This is a genomic window from Dialister succinatiphilus YIT 11850 (assembly GCF_000242435.1).
GTDB lineage: Bacteria > Bacillota > Negativicutes > Veillonellales > Dialisteraceae > Dialister > Dialister succinatiphilus.
The window spans coordinates 89,217-109,635 of sequence record NZ_JH591187.1 but is presented as its reverse complement, the minus strand read 5'-3'; the positions used below and the strand labels follow the sequence as shown (position 1 = coordinate 109,635).

Here is a 20,419-nt window from a genome sequence, read left to right as displayed (position 1 = left end):
TCTAACCCCGGGCAAAGAATCTTGGTGCACCCTGACATTAACTCCGACCAGCCCACTAGTCCACCAGCTCATTAGGGAAGCGCTGATTAAATCGTTGTTTGCTTTTATTCTTGAATTTTTATGCAATGCAAGGAATGAGGCGACGCGAATAGCGAGCTATTTAAGGAGCCTCATGACGAAGCAGTGCATGAAAATTCTTATAAAAGCAAACTCTATGAATTAATCAGTGCTTCCCTAGTTCACTAAGAAATCCAGCGGCAGCCGACCCCTTCCGGCTCGCTGCGCTCCAGGGCACTGGGCCGGACGGGGCGTTGATGATTTCTTTTATTTTCTTGGATTCTTTTTGTCTTTATACATATTCCGGTCCGCTTCGGTAATGAGGGCGTCTATGTCCTTCACCGGCGCCTGGCGGATGGCCCATCCCAGGGCCATACTGATTCCATGGCGGGCAAAGTTCTGTTTCAGTTCTTTTTTCAGGGCCTCTGCCTTTTCAGGGGAGCCGTTTTCCAGGGCCAGAATGAATTCGTCGCCGCCCATGCGGAAGACATGCCGCGGGCCGGCAGGTTCCGCCAGTACCCGGGCGGCCTGGCGGAGGGCTTCGTCTCCTTTTTCGTGGCCTTTTTCGTCATTCATGGTTTTCAGACCGTTCAGGTCACCGAAGAAGAAGGTCCAGCTGCTGCCCTTCCTGAGGGAGCGGATGAATTTCAGGAAGGCCCGCCGGTTCTTCACACCGGTGAGCTGGTCTTCATAGCTCCAGTCCCTCAGCTGATGCATGGTATTGCGATTTCTCATCATAATGGAAAAGAATCGGGTGAGGGTGGCCAGAAGAGGGCTGGCTTCTTCCAGTATGCTGGCAGAGGGATTCACAATTTCCGTGTATCCCAGGGACTGGCCGGCCATGATGAGATGACCGGAAATCAAACTTTCCAGTCCAGGCATATGAGCAGCCTTCTTCCCGTATTTTTTCAATACCGCCGGCACATCTTCCACGATGGCTACCTGTTCGGGACCGAAGGAATCATAAATGTATCGTACATCTTCTTTCGGCACGTGCTGCAGCATGGCTTTGGTGGAAGGGATTCCTTCCCTGCACCATTCATAGGTATTTCTGACGGTGCCGTCGGGCATTTCTTCAAAGATGCAGGCTTTTTCAGCTTCCAGGATTTTCCCTACGCAGGAAAGCATCTGCATGATGCCCTGCGAGGGGTCCCCTTCTTTCATGCCCGCTTCGATGGCGTCATTCACGGCCGCTTCTTTATAGAGGAAGTAATTTTTCCTGTTTTCCTTTTCCACATATTTTCCCAAATCCAAGGCGGTGATAAACTGGCATTTTCGTCCTTCAAAGGGCACCAGGATGTGCCGGGCCAGGTACTCCTTCCCTATTTTCCGGTTATGCATGAAGCTGCTGAAGAAACGGCCCCGGCGGAGCAGGTCCTTGGGACAGTCGTCGCAGGGTTTTTCATTGCCATGGAGGAGGGCATAGCATTTCTGCCCTCTGTAGGGATAGGATGCCGGAAGGCCCAGATCTCTCAGCGATTCCCGGTTCAGATAGAGAAGGTCATAATTGTCGAAATCGCAGATGGCTACAGCTTCATCGGCATGGTCAAAGGCTTCACGGTCAAAGTTGACCCGGTCGCCGGTATACATGGACTGGCTCCATCGTTCTTTTTCCGCCACATGGAGACGCTGGAAAAGGATGCGGAGGAATTCGTCCAGATTTTCAGCTTCGCTGCCGTGAGCCAGGGCATAGTGGAGGTAAAGGGTCACCGGCTGTCCGTCCACTTCATGGATATGGTGGATGTGATTGGCCATATCCAGAAGACGGGTGCGGATCTGGTAATAGTCTGCCTGCCTGACTTTTACCAAAATAAGGAATCTGCCTTCACCCAGATAAGACAGGGTTTCCTTCAGGGGGAAGAAGGAAAGAATCGCAGATACCACCTGGTGCAGAAGGTCTTTCCGAAACGTGTCGGCCTGCATTTTGAGGGTTTCATGGAGCTCGGGAATATGAATCAGAAGGCCCAGGAAATCTTCACCCTGCTTTTCGTAATTTTCCATATAGGCCATGCCGGTCATAATCATGCCGCGGAAACTCAGAAGTCCTGTTTCCTTATCTACAAAGCCCAGTTTTTTATCGGTTTCCTCTCGTTGCTCCACATGGTCCAGATCCCGGAAATAGCCCAGAAGGCCTACGATTTCATTTCCCTGATACACAGGGAATCTGGTGGATTCGATGTGGTGGATTTTTCCCCGGATAATGCATTCTCCCCGGGCTCTTCGGGAAATGAGCCCTTCTTCCAGTACCTTTGTCTCTATGTCTTTGCAATCCAGGTCGTCCACATGCCATCCCATGTCTTCATCGGTTTTTCCAATCAGGTCTTTTTCATCGGTGATTCCGAAGCATTCAAGGAAAGCTCTGCTGGCGCCAAGGAACCGGCGCTGCCGGTCTTTCCAGAAGAACATGATATCATCGGATTTCTGCAGCACCTCCAGAATACGGCCTTTGCTTTCCCATTTTCCCACATTCTGTGAGGAAAAGGTATAGCCCCTGGATGTGGCATAAAGGGAAAGGATTTCGTCCCGGTTATCCACCATAGACAGGGAGGCTTTCTTAACGCAGAAAAGAATATCCGCCTTTTCTTCCCGATCCAGCATGAGGGCATTCATTTCTTTCCAGCTGTATCCTCCGCCCCAGCGCACGCGGAAGATGCCGGTAACCACCGGGTTATCCGCTTTTTCCGCTTTCTTGAAGAGATAGCGGGGATTCATGAAAACCTCGAACCGATTTCTATCTTCGGCATGAATATATTGGATGCGCTGCATCCATTCATCCCAGGAAATGAACTGTCCCGGATGGAAGAAGGGCTGCCGGGATCCCAGGATTTCCACCTGTCTGTCGGAATGATGAAACAGGTACAGGCCATCATATATCATGGCCAGATTTCGAAAGACCTGGTCTTTTCCCTGATTCTCTTTTTTCAGTCCTTTCAGGGCATTCATATTATAAATTTCGCAGCGTCCTGCATATAAGCCGTCCCGGCCTGCTATGATCTGGACCTGGCAGTTGATATACTGACCGTGGTCCACATAAATCATGGATTCTTTTCGTCCGGAATCCACAGCCCGTTTCACCAGGCTGCGGTATTTTTCCATGGCCGGTGCGTCCTTCACAGTGAGAAGTTCTCCTTCCGGAGAATGCCTTCCCGGTATGATGGATTCCATGGTACGGCGGAGTGCTTCGTTTTCCAGAAGGATTTTCGAGTTCTTTCCATCGTCCAGGAAAAGGGATACCGGCAGGTCCGTGAGCACATCTACCAGTCCCAGTTTCTCCATCAAATCTTCTTCCTGCCGTGTTTCCACTTCCAGGGACCGGGCTTCCAAGTGGCGGCTGAGGTCTTCAAAAGGAAGGGGCCTGCTGTAGTAATAGCCCTGGATTTTTTCGCAGCCTATACTTTTAAGAAAATCGGCCTGCTCCTTCGTTTCCACCCCCTCTGCCAGGGTATGGATGCCCAAGGCTTTGGCCATGGTCACGATGGAACGCATGATTTCCCGACTTTTCCTGCCGCTCTGCCGCTGGAAAGCCATGTCCATCTTCAGCTCATCGAAGCTGAAATTCTGCAGTACATTGAGGGATGAATAACCGCTGCCGAAGTCATCGAGCCAGCACTGGTACCCTGCTTTCCTGAACTTCGCCAGTTCCTCCTTCAGCCGGCCGCTGTCCACGGTGAGGGCGGACTCTGTCACTTCCATCCGCAATGCGCTGCGGGGAATTTCATATTTGCTGACTATGGATTCCACAAACTGGAAAGGCTTCATCACGTCAAAATCCACCCGGGACAGGTTCACCGATACCGGAATCACCGGGCGGCGATGCCGTCGGAGAACTGCGCAGAGTTTGGCCGCTTCTTCTATCATATAGGAATCCAGCCGGGGAATGAGCCGGGCCTCTTCCAGCACAGGAATGAAAATGGCCGGCGTGAGCAGCCCTTTTTCCGGATCTTCCCACCGGGCCAGGGCTTCCATGCTAGAGACCTTGCCGGTCAATGTACGCACCACCGGCTGGTAGTACACTTTGATGTAACCCTTTTCCAGGGCTTCGTCAAAATTTCGAAGTACATAGGCCCGGTCCGCCAGCTTCTGGCCCATGGTTTTGTCATACACTGACAAAAGGCGGCTGCTGTCCTCCTTGATGGAGTCACAGGCAATCCGGGCCTCATCGAAGGCACCGCGTATCAGCTGCAGGCTTATGGTCCCTTCTAATTGATCTGTCACAATGCCCACTTTCAGGGCAATGGAGCGGTCATCGGCCAATTTATCAAGCTCTCCTGCCATATGCCGGAAAGAAGATTCGATATCTGCTTTCGGCGCCAGAAGGATGAAATTATCCCCTGCCAAATGGCCGATGAGAGAATCAGGAAAATGCTTTCTGAGAAGCTCCGCCATTTTCCGGATGAGCGCATCCCCTGCCTTCACGCCCCGGCGGGAGTTGTACATTTTGAAATTGGTGAGATTCACATAAGCCGGCAGAAAACGGCCAAAAACGCCATTTTTCATATCTTCCAGCGCCGTCTTCCGAACCATTTCATAAAAAGTATGGCGGCCCATGAAACCGGTGAGATTGTCCTGTTCCAGCACTTCTCCTCTGGAAGGGCTGTTTATGAAGCTCAGAATCCACACTTTTCCCAGGCTCTCATCTTCATAAGTGCCAAGGATGCCCTCGAGCCTTCGGAAATCATGACTGCTGCTGTTGATAAGTATGGTGAAGAAGGAATAATTCTCCCCCGGAAGCCGCCGTTCATAAATTTCGGAAAGAGGCACATACTCATGGGGCTGTACCATGCCGTGATAAGAACGGACATTTCGGAGGAAGGATTCCTGGTCTTTGAATTCATACATAAGGAGAAGTTCCCGGTTCGCATAGAGAATGCGCTCAGAACTATCCATAGAAATCAGACATACTCCGGAAGGAAATTGATCAAAGGGCCTCCATGCGCTCTTCCGTTCCTCACTTGCCATAATGAAAAGATGCCTCCTAAGGAAACGATGATTCATTCTCTCTTAGAATGAAGCCAGAGCTTCCTGAAAACCGCCTGCCCGGAAAAAGGGCTCCCAAAGCAGGCGCTGATTCATGACTTTTATTGCCATGAATCAGCAGATCCCGAGCAAACCCTAATCAGGCAGGACTCATAGATGATAGTTTTAATACTTATAAGTGATGGTTTTACTATTGTATCTCTATTTCTAGAGAATGTAAACGGAAATCATTATTTTGCATTAGAAGATAGGTAGAAAGAAGCTGCCCATAACAGGTCCGCCTTCCTTTCCCATCAAAAGAGGATGTAAGAAATTTCCACACCTCATTGGTGCAGTGAGCATCAGGACAGGAGATCTCTCGGCTCTGAGCCACAACAGAGCCGAAGTCCCTCTGTTTCAATACCGGCCCCTGCCTCCGCTGGAGATGACGATAGTGGCAGGCAGCATACAGTCATTTCAAAGGGAGAAAAAATGACAAAAACCGCCGCCCCCGCCCTCGTCATTTCGACGAAAGCGGAGAGGAGTGGAGAAATCTCATTCCTCAAATGACAGGGACGTCACCCCCCTCGTCATTTCGACCGTAGCCGGTCAGCCGCCAATAGGAAAGCCTCTTATTGTGCAGGCTAGAGGCCAACTTCGGCTGACTTGGAAACTCTATGCAGAGTCTCCACAGAGTGGAGAAATCTCACGCCCCTATGGTACAGTGAGCATGGAGCAGGAAACTTTACCATCCCTGCCGGCCCCTGCCTCCGCCAGAGATGACCCATGGGCAGACAGGTTCCCCGAAAAAAGTCATAAAAAAGGCTGTGAGAAATGGATACGCATTTCTTCACAGCCTTTTTCTTTCCATCGAAAAAAGCTCCCCGAGAGGGAGAGCTTTTTCGATACTTCAGGCTTCTGCGGCTTTTGCCTTTTTGGTGCGGAAGTACTGAAGTGCAAAGACACCGGCCAGAATGGCCACGCCAATAATATCCGTGAGGGTATGGGGATCAATAAGGCAGAGGCCGCCGGCCAGAAGGAGGAGCCGTTCAAATACATTGGCTTTGCAGTAGAACTGGCCGATCATGGCACCGGAGATACCGGTCATACCGATGATGGCGGTGCAGGTGGTGAAAAGTACGCTGCCGAAGGTGGCACCGATGCCCAGAAGCTGGGGCGAGAGGACGAATACATAAGGAATAATGAATGCCGCAATGCCCAGTTTCGACGCATTCACCCCTGTTTTCAGAGGATCGCCGCCGGAAATGGCGCTTCCTGCGTAGGCAGCCAGGGCTACCGGCGGGGTAATGTCGGCGATAATGCCGAAGTAGAATACAAACATATGAGCCGCCAGAATCGGTACGCCCAGCTGAATCAGTGCCGGTGCGGCGATGGTGGAGGTAATGACGTAGTTGGCCGTGGTAGGCACGCCCATGCCCAGAATGAGGGAGGTGAGCATGGTGCAGAGAAGCAGAAGCATGAAGTTGCCTGCTGCCACGGTGACCAGGGCGGAAGCCAGTTTCAGTCCTACGCCGGTTTTAGTAACGATACCGATAATCATGCCGGCAGAGGCGCAGGCGATGATGACTCCCAGGGCTCCTCTGGCACCTTTGACCAGGCCGTCCACAATGTCATAGAAGCTCATGCGGGTACTGGCGCGAAGCATGGCAGTACCAATGGAAATGAAGATTCCTGCCAGCGCTGCTTTCATAGGTGTGTAGCCGGAGGCCAGAAGGGCAATGATGGCAATCAGCGGAATGGCCAGATGGCCTTCTTCCTTCATAATCTTGCCCCAGGGTTCCAGCTGGCTTCTGGGTGTGCCTTCCAGGTGATTTTTCTTGGCTTCGAAGTGCACGCCCAGGAACACGCCCAGGAAGTAGAGAATGGCCGGTACGATGGCGGCTTTCACTACTTCCATGTAGGGAATGCCTACGAATTCAGCCATAAGGAAGGCGGCAGCGCCCATAATCGGCGGCATGAGCTGTCCGCCGGTGGATGCAGCTGCTTCTACGGCGCCGGCGAAGTTCTTGTGATAGCCCAGTTTCTTCATCATAGGAATGGTGAAGGAGCCGGAACCGACCACGTTGGCTACGGAGGAGCCGGAAATGGTGCCCTGGAGGGCACTGGAGATAACGGCTACTTTGGCCGGTCCGCCGGAAGCCCAGCCAGCCAGGGCGTTGGCAATATCAATGAAGAATTTGCCCAGGCCCGTCTTTTCCAGGTAGGCACCGAAGAGGATGAAGAGGAAAATGAAGGTGGACGATACGCCCAGGGGGATACCGAAAACGCCTTCGGTGGTGAAGAAGAGGTGGCCTACCATCTGGTTGATGGTCAATCCTCTGTGGGCCAGCGGTCCCGGCATGTAGGGGCCCAGGAAGCCGTAAGCCAAAAAGCAGAGAACCACAATCACGATAGGAAGGCCTACGATACGGCGGGCTGCTTCCAGTACCATCACAATGCCCAGAAGGCCTACTACCGCATCGGTGGGGGTCACGGTACCGGCGCGGAGAATCAGCTGCTGGTAGTTGACCAGGATATAGAGCGGCGGAATCACGGCCAGCACCGTGAGAAGCAGGTCAAGAGGATGGAATCTGCCGCCTTTGACCCAGGATTTCTTCGTAGGGCAGAGAAGGAATACAAGGCAGATGCCGAAGGATAGATGGACGCAGCGCTGGATCATGGCATCCAGTGTGCCGAAAATACCGGTGTAAATCTGGAAGAGGGAAAAGCAGATGCAGATGGCGGCTACGATTTTGCCGCAGATTCCTCCGTATTCCATGGTATTGGACTCTTTATCCAGGGATTTCAGTTTTTCCTGGAGTTCGTCCGTCATTTTGCCGTCTGCCGGAGCCTCTGCTCCGGCGGGGGCTCCCTTTTTTTCTAAATCAGCCAAAATAATCAACTCCTAATTTCTTTTTTCATGTACCACCCTTTATAAAGTGGCGCTACATATAGCTTCATTTCTTTTCCCAGAGGGACCATGGCATCCAGATCGTAGTCTTTGTCTCCTACGGTCAGGACTCCATGATTTGTTACTCCGTTGCGGATAGAGAGCTCAGGATAATTCCGGTTGATATCATCCAGAATAAACCAGCCGTCCTCTTCCCGGAACTTTCCCTCGTCAGCGGAAAAGGGAAGCCCCACCCCCATGGATTGATACTTGGTGGATTTCAGGACAAATCCGTTTGCTATCTGATTGACTTCCAGATACTCATAAATCATGGTCTTCTGGACGGAATGGCGATAGGCCAGGGTCACCGGCGTGCCGGCGTCCACCCGCTGTCTGAAAATGATACCGTCCGAGGTCTGGGCAAAGAGGAAAGGCATGCGGATGTACCAGCCGCCTATTCCTGTCACCAGGGCCACGATAATGCCGATGATAATAATCACTGTTTCCAGTGTCCCATTTTTCTGTTTTTTCATGAAAGCGAGAACGGACCCCTGTCAGGCCCGTTCTCCCTCCTTTCTATGCAAGGTATGGATCCGATGGGGATTCTTCCTTATTTGGACTTCAGGTACTTTTCAGCGCCGGCGTTCATCTTCACGGACATGCCTTCCAGAGCGGTGTCCTTGGTGATGTACTTGCCTACGGCATGGGCTGCTTTCATACGGTCCAGATGTTCATAGATGGCCTTCACAATCTGTTCGCCCAGATCGTCGCTGAGCTTATCGGTGGTGACGATGACGCACTTTACAGCTACCGTGTTGACGTCTTCATCCTGTCCAGGGTAGGTGCCCTTCGGAATGGTCATCTTGGTGTAGTACGGATATTTCTGCATGAGCTGGTCAACGATCTTCGGATCGATGTTGACGATGGCAGCGGACTTGTTGGCAGCCAGGTCCTGGATAGCGGCAGTCGGGAAGCCTGCTACCACTACGCCCGCATCTACGTTGCCATCCTTCAGTGCATTGGCAGCTTCGCCGAAGGAGAGGTACTGTACGTCGATATCATTATAGGTAATGCCATAGGCTTCCAGAATCTGGCGGGCATTGGCTTCGGCGCCGGAGCCGGAAGCACCGACGGCAACTTTCTTACCCTTCAGGTCAGCCACTGTCTTGATGCCCTTATCCTGGGTGGTAACGAACTGGATGGTTTCCGGATACAGGGCAGCCAGGCCGCGGATATTATCCATCTTGTTGTCTTTGAACATTTCCTTGCCGTTAGCTGCATAGTAGGCGATATCGTTCTGAATGAAAGCGATATCTACGGAGCCGTCCTTCAGCATATTCACGTTGGCTACCGATGCGCCGGTGGACTGGGCAGAAGCGTTCATGCCTTTGATATTCTGGTTCAGCAGTTCAGCCAGTGCGCCGCCCAGAGGATAATAGGTGCCTGCGGTACCGCCGGTGGCGATATTCAGGAACTGCTTGCCCCCTGCCGAAGCAGAACCGGAGCCGGAGCTGCCGCCGCAGCCTGCAAGAAGTGCCGTACCAGCCAGACAAAATGCACCTGCTACCATCAGTTTTTTCAATGCCTTCTTCATCATACTGTCCTCCTTGAATACCCTCACTGGGACCATCCGGTTCTCCTTGAAATTCCATCGGAATGTCCCGAAATCCACAAAGGGTGAAATAAAAAAGCAGCCCGGCGCATAGGAAAAACCTATACGTCAGCTGCAGCTTCTTTGCCCCATGTGTTATAAAGTTACTATTATAATACTACTTTTCGAAATCTTTGTAAAGGAGGCTGGGCTGAATCCCCTGATTGTTCTGGTACTTGCCTCCGTTATAGCTGTCCGCTTCTCCCAGGACCGTATGGAAATAAATCTGGCAGATTTCTACACCTGCATAAATACGGATAGGCTGGACGCAGAACATTTCCAATGTCCAGTAGCCGGAAAAGCCTACATCGCCGAATCCTGCGGTGACGTGAATGAAAAGACCCAGACGGCCGATGGAAGAACGGCCTTCCAGCATGGGCACGAAGCACTTGGTCTTCGTGTACTCCCTGGTGCGCCCCAGATACAGTTTATTAGGCTGGAGCACGATACCTTCTTCGGGAATGTGGAGCAGATGGCCTTCATTTTTCTTCTTCATATCCAGCTCATGATGGTCATAGACCATGAGCTCGTCAGACAAGGTAAGGTTATAGCTGTTGGGATTGACCTTTTTCGGGTCAAAAGGATCGATAATGATTTCCTCTCCCATATGTCTTACGATTTCCCTGCCGGATAAAATCATTTCAATTTCCTGCCTTCCTGGTTAAAAATCCTCCGGTGCTCCGCCATGCGGCGCCGCACAAAATGTCCATGAGCCTTCTCCCCCGCCGTCAGATGGAAAAGCTCCCTTTCCTTCTCCGTGAGCCTCTCTGAAACGAGAAGCTCCCCTTTCATGCTGAAGGAAATGAGATGGGCCGCAAACAGGGCGCCATGGGTGGGACAGAAGAGAAGCCCCTTCTCCCCCTCTTCCTTCTCCCCATAGGGAAAGGCCCGCAGAAGGGACATCCGATCCGCTCCGCAGACCAGACAGCAGGGGTGGTCCCGGCCAAAGGATTTGCGCTGGAAATCCCGGTCCTTCTCCAGAAGCCGCCGGATCGCCCTCACCGAGGTGTCGGAAGAATTGGAAAAGAGATTTTCTTCCCGCCCCTCTGCGGTCTTATCATCCTCCAGGATTTTGGAAATGGCTCGAATCCTCCGGTCCCCGGCTTCCTTCATTTCACCGAAAGCGGCGGCGGCTGCAGGCTTCAATATCCAGAAATAGGTACCGTTTTCCCCTTCCACCCCGTCAAACACATACTCCCAGGGCGCCATGGCCAAGGATTCCTGCAGCGGTTCTTCTTCCTTCTCCAGGTTTTCCTGCACAAGAGGCGCTGATTTCTTCGGCCTCCGGGCCTTCTTTTCTTCCGGATACAGGGGAAGGAGTCCCTTTTCCGCCATGTCACGGATTTTTCCGCCGGCCCATCCCACAGCGGAATTCAGGGCCCGATACTCCATGTGGAGAGCGGCAGCAATGCTTTTGCCGTTGTCCATATGGTCCGTGGAATCATAGAGCCTATCAAAAATATCCATCATGAGACGACTCATGACAGAGGTATCTCCCATGAGCATGAGCCAGCCCTCTTCCGTAATCCGGTCCCATTTCTTCAGCCCTTTGCGCCGTGCCATCGTTCCACCGCCTTTTCCGCTATTTAGGATATTATACCATTTTACGGCAACAGGAAAAAGGTTATTAAGATAGAAGGACAGGCCTGCAGTGTGAAGGTTGACGGGCCTACGGCCCGAGGGTTCTAAAGGTTCTTAAGTTTGACGGCCCTTCGAGCCGAGGGTTGCGGATTGCCGCTCTGCGGCAATGCTTATAAAGTCAGCGTTACGGGATTGGCTTTCAGTGTCATATGGCAAAATAAGCATTATGGTGATCAGCCACCTTCGGTGGCTTTCCCCCCTTTGGTGCCTTACGGCACCACCTTCCCCCCGCGAAGCGGTGGGACAATAAAACACCTCGAAGCCTCGCTTCATAAGCGGCTCTACAGTAAGCACGGGTTATAGTGCTCCCGCGAAGCGAGGGTGGCAAGGGAACTGGATTCATAGGGGAGAGAAGCGACCCGCGAATCCAGTGACACGCTTCCCTATGGGTGAAATGCCACGTAGTGGCAAAAGGGTGTACGGGGCTGAGCAGCGATGTGATACTCTATCGCTATCCCGACTGCCGAGAGTGTAAAATTCTTTGTGTAAATTAGATTCCTGTTAATAAACCTGGTATTTTTGACCCTGTCAACGTCCGTAAAGATGGCCGCATCGTTCAGAAAGCCAACTATTCCGCCATCGGGGTCTCAAAGGTGTCTGTATTTGATACAATCGAACGATAGCAGGGATTTTGAACACCCCCGTGTTCACTTCAATCGGTGTTGTACTGATTGGCTATCTTCTTGAGCAGAAGTGCTTTTTCCATGAACCAGTCAAAGTAGTTTTTATATTCTTTTCTATCAAACGCCGCATCAAGCTCCTTGGTCAAAAGCATACGTCCATCTTTTTCACCTTCTGACCACTCAATGGAAGCGCCTAATTCCTTTTCTATCGTATCTTGATTATCTTTCAGCTGCCTATACCAATCCTTCCCCTTGGCAACATACAAGCCCGCTGTCGCCCGATGGCGGGATGTGTTGATTGTAAATTCTACCACCACAGACGATACGCCGGTACTCAGGTTGTACCAATTGGTCGCGAAAGCCTTTCTGCATGAGAAGCTCTTGCTGAACTTACTGTCTTTATCGAAGGCATAGTCACAGAACTGCTGCCAGAAGTTCAATTGGAATTTCCGCAGCGGCGTCAGGGTTTCTGCAGCTTTCACCGTTTTTGCCCATTCGTTGGGACGTTCTACAACATTAAACCGTGGTGCTGGCAGCGAATCCCCAATGCGCCAGAGTTCAATTTCAATCAGGAAAAAACCAATATTTTCATCCGTATGCTGATTCAGCCATCCGATAGCCTGTTTATGCTCATCACGAGCCCTTTTGACAATCCAGACTATAATTTCAGCGTCTTTCCCTGCCGCATACGTAATGATTTTTCCCAAATGATCATGGTCGGTATCTTCCAGCTGATTCTCGATGATAATCCCACGGGAACTCCCGCTTTCGCGGGCGTAGATGTCTACACTGAAACTTCCTACTGGAGATTCCGTTTCCTCAAGCTCTAGGTCAATTTCAATGGCATCACTCAGCTGTTCCAGATTTTCTTTTTGGGCAAGCCATTTTGAAAAATCCTGTTCCTCATGCGGCCAGATAGACCGCAAGTCATCAATCCGTTTCATGCACCCTAGTTTTTCCATATATGTCACTTCACTTCCCGATGCTTTAGAAATGCTTCTCCTCTGCCGCCTTGAAATTATAGACTGGTTTCATCACGTCGATAACGTCCACGGTGTCACCGATGACATCCAAGATATCGTCAAGGGATTTGTAGGCCATAGGAGCCTCGTCAATGGTACCTTCGTTTACCGATGTTGTATATACGCCTGCCATCTCCTGCTGGTATTCCTTGAGGGAAAGCTCTTTGATTGCCTGGGTACGGGACATGATGCGGCCTGCGCCGTGCGGGGCAGAGTAATTCCACTCGGCATTGCCTTTGCCGAGTGCCAGGATGCTTCCGTCACGCATGTTGATGGGAATGAGAACCTTTTCACCCTTATGTGCGGCGATGGCTCCTTTTCTGAGAATCATCTCATCGACATCGATGTAGTTGTGAATGGTATGAAACGCTTCGCCGGGCTGAAGGCCGGCTCTTTCCAGCAGTTTTTTGGCAATCTGCTCCCGGTTCAGTCTAGCAAACTGCTGGCAAAGAGCCACATCATGCAGATACTGCCTCAGGTATTTTCCGGAGACAAAGCAAAGATCTTCCGGCAGCTTTTCTCTGCGTTGTTCTGACTTCGCCTGCTGGATGGCCTTCTGGATTTCTTTTTGCCGTCCTGCTGCCTTGTATTCTGCTATGATATGCTGGAGCCGTTCTTCCAGTGTTTCATCATGGGCATTCAGCTCAACGGCCATGCGCTGATAAATCTCCGCCACCTGTTTTCCCAGGTTCCGGCTTCCTGTATGGATGACGAGATAATGTCGACCATCATGGGTTTTATCGACCTCGATGAAATGATTCCCGCCTCCCAGGGTACCGATACTGCAGGCAATCCAAGACAGTTTTTTCAGCTTGTCATAACAATAGAGCCGCTGCAAATTGAAGTCAGCCTGTTTCTCAGGCCAGACATTCATCCCGGAAGGTACGATGTGAGCCGCTTCATCGAGTCTGGCAAAATCAATCGGCTGCTTGTCAAGAGCAATCGTATACATGCCACAGCCGATGTCCACGCCGACGATGTTCGGTACTGCCTTGTCTGTGATTGTCATCGTCGTACCAATCGTACAGCCTTTCCCGGCATGGACGTCCGGCATAATCCGCACCCGGCTCCCCTTCGTCAGCTCATAGCTGCACATGCGGCGGATTTGTTCCCTCGCTTTCTCATCGATACTCTTGGCATACGATATTGCCGTTGTAACTGTTCCTTCAATCCGTTCCATTGTCGCTTCACCTGCCGTCCCTGAGTTCCATAATTTTCTACTATTATACAACAGTTTACAGCTTTTAAGCCGCTTGCTCATCGCCCCAAGCCAATGCTTGCAAAGCCTTGAGCAATGTGCTTGAATTTATGCTACTTTGGGCTTTGGACACCAAAGTGGCGAAAAATACTTCCTTGTGGATCTGCTGGCTTAGCGCGTGCCGCAGCTCTTGCGGGCTCTTGTCCCGGTAGGTGTTCAGCCGCTCGTCCTCATACGGCAGGATCTTCATGAGAGCGTGCCCGGAATTCGTTAGGTTCAGCAGATGCTCAATCGCAGTCTTTGTGCGAACTTTGTAGCTGCCGAGCTCCCAGAACATCTTCTGCTCGTAGTAGTTCGTCTCAATGCCCCAGCGGAGCTTGTAGAGCTTGAGCGGGTAAATCGCCATATGCTTGGAGCTGGTGTTGCGGAGCCCTTTGTTCTCCTGCCAAGCAATGCTCATGTGCAGCGCCATCGGATCTATGGTGCTGAAAAAGAGACGGTACGAGCCACTCTTGCTCAGCGTCACATAGGCATGGACGGTATGGTCGCCAAAGATGCGCGTTTTCACCAGACGGTGAGCAACAAAATAGTTGTCCATCCGGCAAAGGTAATTCGTGAGATCATTGGCAATCTCGTCCAGCATCAAGCGTTTACCGTACTTTGGTGGACGGCCGCGACGGCCTGCCGTCGAATCCGGCAACTCGAACATGGCCGTATCGTGGCGTGCATTGCAGGTCACATTGAGATTCGGATAGCTGAGAGCATGTGCGAGCAACTCGCGCTTGGCGTACCAGCTATCGAAGAGCAGGATGACCTGGCGTTTTTCAAGGATTGGCATGACTTCATCGAGAAGCTGGCAGGCAAGTGTCAGCTTCGAGGCTTCGCCGTTGCTCATGACGTAGCCAATCGGCACCGCGATATAACGGATCTGCTGCTTGCCTGCGGTCTCATGGAGGACCGGCACGCTCATCGTCAGGCTGACGAAGGCATGCCCATTGAAATAGGACTTGCCATCGTGTTTGGCGTGGTCGTACAGGATGCCTACACCGTCGAAGTGCTTGCCCCACTTGGCAATGGACGTGTCGTCCACGCTGAGCCGGATAGGCTCCTGCCGCAGTGCCTCTGGCACTATGGCAAGCGCCTGCAGCGCCAAGGCCTGGCGAATGGATGCATCCGTGACGAGGCCGTTGCCAAGGGCGCGGTAATAGCTGTTGAGCGATGCGTCCGTCTGCTTCGATAGGAACTGCCGGAACAGGCAGCGCACCGACGGCGCCGACTCCAGAGCCAGTTGAGCAATGAGTAACCACGCCAGCAGATGGCGCGTCCGTCTCGTCGCAGATGGGAACAAGGAAGAAAAAGTCGTCAGGAGTCTGTTAACTGTCGGCTGACTGGTGTATAATTGAGACATCACGTAGCACCTCTCGTGTTTGGTTTGTGGTGAATCTTGAAGTGGTAAACTAAAATTGGACACGGAGGGGGTAATTTTTGGACATACGGTGTATACTGTACGGATAGTACGAAATTAATTATCGGACAGAAATTCTCCCTCACAGGACAGGAGGTTTGCCGTGAAGTACACAAAAGAACAGAGATTGGACATTGGCCGCCGCATTTACGACGGCGAAATCAGCCGGTATGAAGCTGCAGAGGAATACGTTATCAATGAGCAGACGGCACGGAATTACATGAGAATGTACCGGGATGCCAACCAGTTGCCGCCCAAGCAGGGACGAAGAAGCATCTGTGCGCCCTCGTTCAAGAAAGCTCCGGCAGAGCTGGATGAACTGAAGGCGATGACAAAGGAAGAACTTATCCAGGAACTAATCAAGGCCAAGATAACCGAGGCACGGCTAAAAAAAGGCTACGAGGTGAAGGGGGATGGTACTGTAATTCTGTACGGCAACAAGATTATCAAGTAATCATGGAACTATCCGGAGAAATTCCGGTGAAGCTTCTTTGCAAGACAATGGGCATCCAGAGGAGCAGTTTCTACGCTTGGAAAAAACATCTTTCTCAGCCGTCGGGCAAAGAAAAGCGCCTTTTGAGCAACGTCCTGCTGTTCCAGGAGTACCATTGGAAGTATCCATCGCACGGCTATCGCTGGCTGAACGCCAAGATACGGTTGGACAAAGAGATTGTCCTGTCCGATCCCTATGCCCACAAATGCTGTAGGATTGCGGGAATCAAGAGCAAATCCAAGCACTACAGGTACAAGAAGGCTGGCGATCCAGCGCGGATATTTCCCAACCTGCTCATGTCTGAAATGCAGATCGATGGGCCAATGCAGTGCATCGTGAGTGATATGACCGCTTTTTATGTGAAAGGCATCTACCATGAACTGACTCTTTATATGGATCTATGGAACAATGAGATTGTCAGTCATTCCCTCTCTGCAAAACGCGGTGATCGCATGACTTACATCAGCGGACTGGAAAATCTGATTGAGTGGCAAAAACGGCATCCGGAGCACCAAATGGTTCTCCATTCTGACCAGGGATCGGTCTACGCCTCCAAAGCCTACAACGAGCTATTGCCCATGTACGGCATCACCCGATCCATGTCACGTGCCGGGACCCCCACAGACAATGCCGCTATGGAGTCCATCAATGGATGGATCAAGGCGAAGCTGTTCATGGACTTGCATGTGACCGGCGAGAAACCGGTCAAGGAGGAGGTGGATGACTACATTCTTTTCTTCAATGAACAGAGGCCAGCCTATTCCTTAGGCTACCTGACGCCGAAGCAGTATCGGGAACGTCACACGCCCATCTGCTGATCTCGTCTGCATTATCGATGGCATGGTTTGTCTAACAAGCTTGAAGGATGTCAGAAAAGTTGATGAATCTTGTACATCGATTCGTTTTTTATGCCTGATTTTTTTAGTTTTGTGTCCAATTTTTGTTGACAAGTGCAAGTGACTGCATCTTTGATTGTATGAAGTGATGTATTAGTAATGGCAATAAGAGTGCTAATTGCTGATGATCACGCTCTATTGAGCCAATACGACCCGTTGAATTTGGCGGGTCGTTCAACAGATAGTAGGAGGTTATTATGAAGAAATTTTGTTTTTTGTTTTTGATAATCTGTGGCTTGATGGTTTTCAGCCTTCAGGATTGTCAAGCGCGGCAGAAATTAAATCTTGCTGATCTGGAAAATAAATATAACGCCGTGATTGGTGTTTACGCCGTTGACATGGAGAATGGAAAAAAAATTTGCTACAAACCTGATACGCGTTTTTCCTACTGCTCGACAATCAAAGTTTTTACGGCTGCAGAATTGCTAAGACAAAAAAATACCTCCGATTTGAATGAAATTCGTAAGTTTTCGGCGGAAGATATTTTGTCCTACGCGCCAATCACCAAAGACCATGTTGCTGATGGCATGACGCTGGCGGAAATTTGTTCGGCATCGCTCAGGTGGAGTGACAACACGGCGGCAAATTTAATTTTGCAGGAGATCGGCGGCGTGGAAAATTTCAAGGTGGCACTTAAAAATATTGGCGACAAAACTACCAAACCTGCGCGAAATGAACCTGAACTTAATCTTTTCAATCCAAAAGATAATCGTGATACTAGCACGCCGAGACAGATGGTAAAAAATTTGCAAGTCTATATATTCGGCGATATTTTGAGCGACGACAAGAAAAAACTGCTGATTGATTGGATGAGCGACAATTCCATAACCGACACGCTTATCAAGGCAGAAACTCCGCAAGGTTGGAAAGTTATCGACAAGAGCGGTTCAGGCGATTATGGGGCGCGGAATGATATTGCCGTGATTTATCCGCCCAATCGCAAACCCATTGTCATGGCGATAATGTCGCGCCGCACGGAAAAAAATGCAAAATCTGACGACGCTATGATTGCGGAGGCGGCAAAACGAATTTTTGATAATTTAGTATTTTAAAGGGGCTTGATAGCATCGGTATTGCCGATGGGCAGAGAGGGCCATCACGCAAAAATATTTCGCCAAACATTTATATCTCACTCAAACTTCGCACACCTGAAACCCTTACTATTATATCATATTCCGATTTTCTTCATCAAAAATACGGCAGAGAATCCTGCGTTTCCTCTTGGATTCTCTGCCGTAATCCTTTTTTCCTGCTTATGCTCTGATTTCCGTCCCGTCCTTGAAGGTCACCCGGATATCGTCTTTGCTGTACACTGTGATGAAATCCACCAGGCTGCCCCACAGCCGGGCATCGAACTCCTTAATGAGATCCTGATTCCTAAGCTCCTTGATGAAGCTGTCCATCTGACGGCTCCGGGCCTTGCGATACTGGATGGCTTCACAGGTCTTGTCGTACTGCGTCTTCGCTGCTTCATACCGACTGACCAGTTCGTTGTAGTTCCGGTCATAATCATCCTGGTTCTGCGCGACCCTGGCGTTCTCGGCTATGAGCTGCTGTATCTTGTCGGCCAGCAGGTTCAAATCTGTGCTTATCCTGTCCCGCTCCTCTTCCAAGTCTTCTGTGTCAGTGAGCCGTTCCTTCAGCAGTGTGATGCTGTCAAGTACGTCCGCTTTGTTTTCGATGAGCTGATTGACGGCCCGGACGAAGGCTTCCTTGATATCATCCTCTGTCAGATGTGGTGTCTTGCAATGGCTCTTGAACTTATCGTTGCATCGGTAGATGGTTCTGCGGTACTTGTCGGTCGAATGCCAGACCTTGGCCCCGTACCAGCCTCCGCACTGGCCGCACTTGATTTTGCTGGAGAAGATGGATACGCCGCTGTAACGTCCCCTGCCTTCACGCCGCCGCTTGATTTCTTCCTGTACCCAGTCGAAGACCTGCGGGCTGATGATGGCTTCGTGGTTATTTTCCACATAGTACTGCGGCACTTCCCCTTCATTCGCTTTCGTTTCTTTGGTCAGGAAGTTGACGGTGAACCGCTTCTGCAGCAGGGCATCGCCCTTGTATTTCTCATTTGTCAGGATGCTCTCTACCGTCCCCGGATACCAGCGTTTCTTTCTTGCCGGAGTTTCCAGCCCTCTGGAAGTCAGCTCCCTGGCAATGGAGTGGAAGGTATACCCGTCCAGGAACAAGCGGTAAATCAGTTTCACCGTCTTGGCCTGTTCCCGGTTGACGACCAGATTCCCGTCCGGTCCCCGGTCATAGCCAAGGAAATGGCCGAACGGCACACACACCTTCCCGTCAGCGAATCGCTTCCGATGGCCCCAGGTGACGTTTTCCGAAATTCTCCGGTTCTCTTCCTGTGCCAGGCTGCTCATGATGGTGATGAGGAGTTCCCCTTTACCGCAAATTTTGATACAAAATAACGATGCCCCCCCCAAACCCTCTTAACGATGAACCCCCTTGCACCCCCCTGCCTATCGTTAAGCGAGTATGCCTTGGAAGCCGCTCAGGACAAGGCTTCCGCAAAAAGAGAAGGGGTGGTGCATTTGCACCCCCTCAAAACCTATATCACATTATTTTCTGTTATACTCCACTTTCCTGCTGCCGATTAGCTTTGCTTTATCCGTTTGCAGGAATTGTTCTACGGCCGTCCATGTCACATCGAAATTATCAAGAAATGCCGTATGCCATGCTTTGGGGACGATACATAGACTGGACTTGGGGATATACTGCTCTGCCTCCACCATCGTCACCAAAGGCGCATGGTCATCCTCGTCTCCGGCAATCAACAGCACTGGGCATTCAATCGTCCGCAGGAAATCTTCGCCGACTTCCATTTTGCTCCAGAAGTTCATATAGTTCGTGCAAAATTCCTGATAGCGTTCCGGCTCCGGCATGATTCTTTTCTGCTGCTCAATAAATGCCGCATCTATTTTCTCCAAATCCGCTACCTTCATTTCTCCGCCGAAAAAGCCCGGCTTGAGAGTCCCGGCACCGATGGCCACGATGCGCTCGGCACGCTCCGGGTACATGGAAGCGACCTTGTAGGCCGTGTATGCGCCGTCGCTGAAGCCAAGCAGGACAGCAGGCTCATCGGTGACTTCCCTCATCACCGCCAGCATATCATTCGCCTTCTGCTCATAGGTCAGCTCCGAATGTCCGATTTCCGAGCGTCCGTGTCCGCGAGTGGACACAACAATCACTTGGTAATTCTTCCGCAAGTTGTCGATCATCTGTCCCATCTCATATGGCGTACCTACTCCACCGCCATGAAAGACAAAAAGCGGCTTGCCCTTGCCATAAATCTCATAGTAAATTTTTGCATCGCCGGCCTGCGCATAATGCCCTGCCGCTGTGTTGTTGCCGTAGGGCGTATCGCTGCCCTTGGCTTTCGGTGCCTGCATAAAATAGCGTATACCGCTCTCGGCTTTAGCCGCCTCGCCGATTTCCATGCTTCCCGCCAGCAGAATCGCCGTACTCAGCAGAAGTGCGCCAGTCCCATAGAGCATTTTTTGCCAAATCAT

General features: G+C 51.1%; 14 protein-coding genes. 3 read left to right on the top strand and 11 right to left on the bottom strand.

The window, feature by feature from the left end; genetic code table 11:
- Positions 1-324: 324 nt before the first annotated feature.
- From HMPREF9453_RS10970 to HMPREF9453_RS00485, 9 genes are all read right to left on the bottom strand, one after another.
- Entirely contained in the window at positions 325-4,944 is a 4,620-nt protein-coding gene (locus HMPREF9453_RS10970) for an EAL domain-containing protein (RefSeq protein WP_187368024.1), read from the bottom strand.
- A 979-nt stretch (positions 4,945-5,923) separates the two neighbouring features.
- Complete coding sequence (locus tag HMPREF9453_RS00520) at positions 5,924-7,906, bottom strand: TRAP transporter permease (protein ID WP_008858601.1); 1,983 nt, start codon at positions 7,904-7,906, stop codon at positions 5,924-5,926.
- A 5-nt stretch (positions 7,907-7,911) separates the two neighbouring features.
- Complete coding sequence (locus tag HMPREF9453_RS00515) at positions 7,912-8,436, bottom strand: DUF1850 domain-containing protein (RefSeq protein ID WP_008858600.1); 525 nt, start codon at positions 8,434-8,436, stop codon at positions 7,912-7,914.
- Positions 8,437-8,513: 77 nt separating this feature from the next.
- Complete coding sequence (locus HMPREF9453_RS00510; protein ID WP_040379389.1) at positions 8,514-9,500, bottom strand: TAXI family TRAP transporter solute-binding subunit; 987 nt, start codon at positions 9,498-9,500, stop codon at positions 8,514-8,516.
- Positions 9,501-9,672: 172 nt separating this feature from the next.
- The gene (dcd, locus tag HMPREF9453_RS00505; protein WP_008858598.1) at positions 9,673-10,194 is read right to left on the bottom strand and encodes a dCTP deaminase; all 522 of its coding nucleotides are present in this window, start codon (positions 10,192-10,194) and stop codon (positions 9,673-9,675) included.
- Entirely contained in the window at positions 10,191-11,117 is a 927-nt protein-coding gene (locus HMPREF9453_RS00500; RefSeq protein WP_008858597.1) for a hypothetical protein, read from the bottom strand. The genes dcd and HMPREF9453_RS00500 overlap by 4 nt, the downstream gene beginning before the upstream one ends.
- A 730-nt stretch (positions 11,118-11,847) precedes the next feature.
- Positions 11,848-12,762: a DUF4268 domain-containing protein gene (locus HMPREF9453_RS00495; protein WP_229778450.1), complete on the bottom strand. Its 915-nt coding sequence runs from the start codon at positions 12,760-12,762 to the stop codon at positions 11,848-11,850.
- 43 nt (positions 12,763-12,805) lie between these two features.
- A complete protein-coding gene (locus HMPREF9453_RS00490) occupies positions 12,806-14,020 on the bottom strand; it encodes an RtcB family protein (RefSeq protein ID WP_008858595.1) in 1,215 nt (404 codons plus the stop codon).
- 64 nt (positions 14,021-14,084) lie between these two features.
- Complete coding sequence (locus HMPREF9453_RS00485) at positions 14,085-15,446, bottom strand: IS701 family transposase (protein WP_008858594.1); 1,362 nt, start codon at positions 15,444-15,446, stop codon at positions 14,085-14,087.
- A 160-nt stretch (positions 15,447-15,606) separates the two neighbouring features.
- Between HMPREF9453_RS00485 and HMPREF9453_RS00480 the strand changes: the two genes are divergently transcribed.
- From HMPREF9453_RS00480 to blaACI, 3 genes are all read left to right on the top strand, one after another.
- Positions 15,607-15,957: a hypothetical protein gene (locus tag HMPREF9453_RS00480; RefSeq protein WP_006555381.1), complete on the top strand. Its 351-nt coding sequence runs from the start codon at positions 15,607-15,609 to the stop codon at positions 15,955-15,957.
- Positions 15,958-15,959: 2 nt separating this feature from the next.
- Positions 15,960-16,814 carry an IS3 family transposase gene (locus tag HMPREF9453_RS00475; protein WP_008858593.1) on the top strand — a complete coding sequence of 285 codons (855 nt, stop codon included), beginning with the start codon at positions 15,960-15,962 and terminating at the stop codon, positions 16,812-16,814.
- 275 nt (positions 16,815-17,089) lie between these two features.
- Entirely contained in the window at positions 17,090-17,944 is an 855-nt protein-coding gene (blaACI, locus tag HMPREF9453_RS00470; RefSeq protein ID WP_008858592.1) for an ACI family class A beta-lactamase, read from the top strand.
- A gap of 201 nt (positions 17,945-18,145) precedes the next feature.
- Here blaACI and HMPREF9453_RS00465 read toward each other — a convergent pair whose 3' ends face one another.
- Entirely contained in the window at positions 18,146-19,270 is a 1,125-nt protein-coding gene (locus tag HMPREF9453_RS00465) for a recombinase family protein (RefSeq protein WP_008858591.1), read from the bottom strand.
- 198 nt (positions 19,271-19,468) lie between these two features.
- Positions 19,469-20,419 (bottom strand): alpha/beta fold hydrolase, encoded by a 951-nt coding sequence (locus tag HMPREF9453_RS00460; protein WP_008858590.1) that lies wholly within the window; start codon positions 20,417-20,419, stop codon positions 19,469-19,471.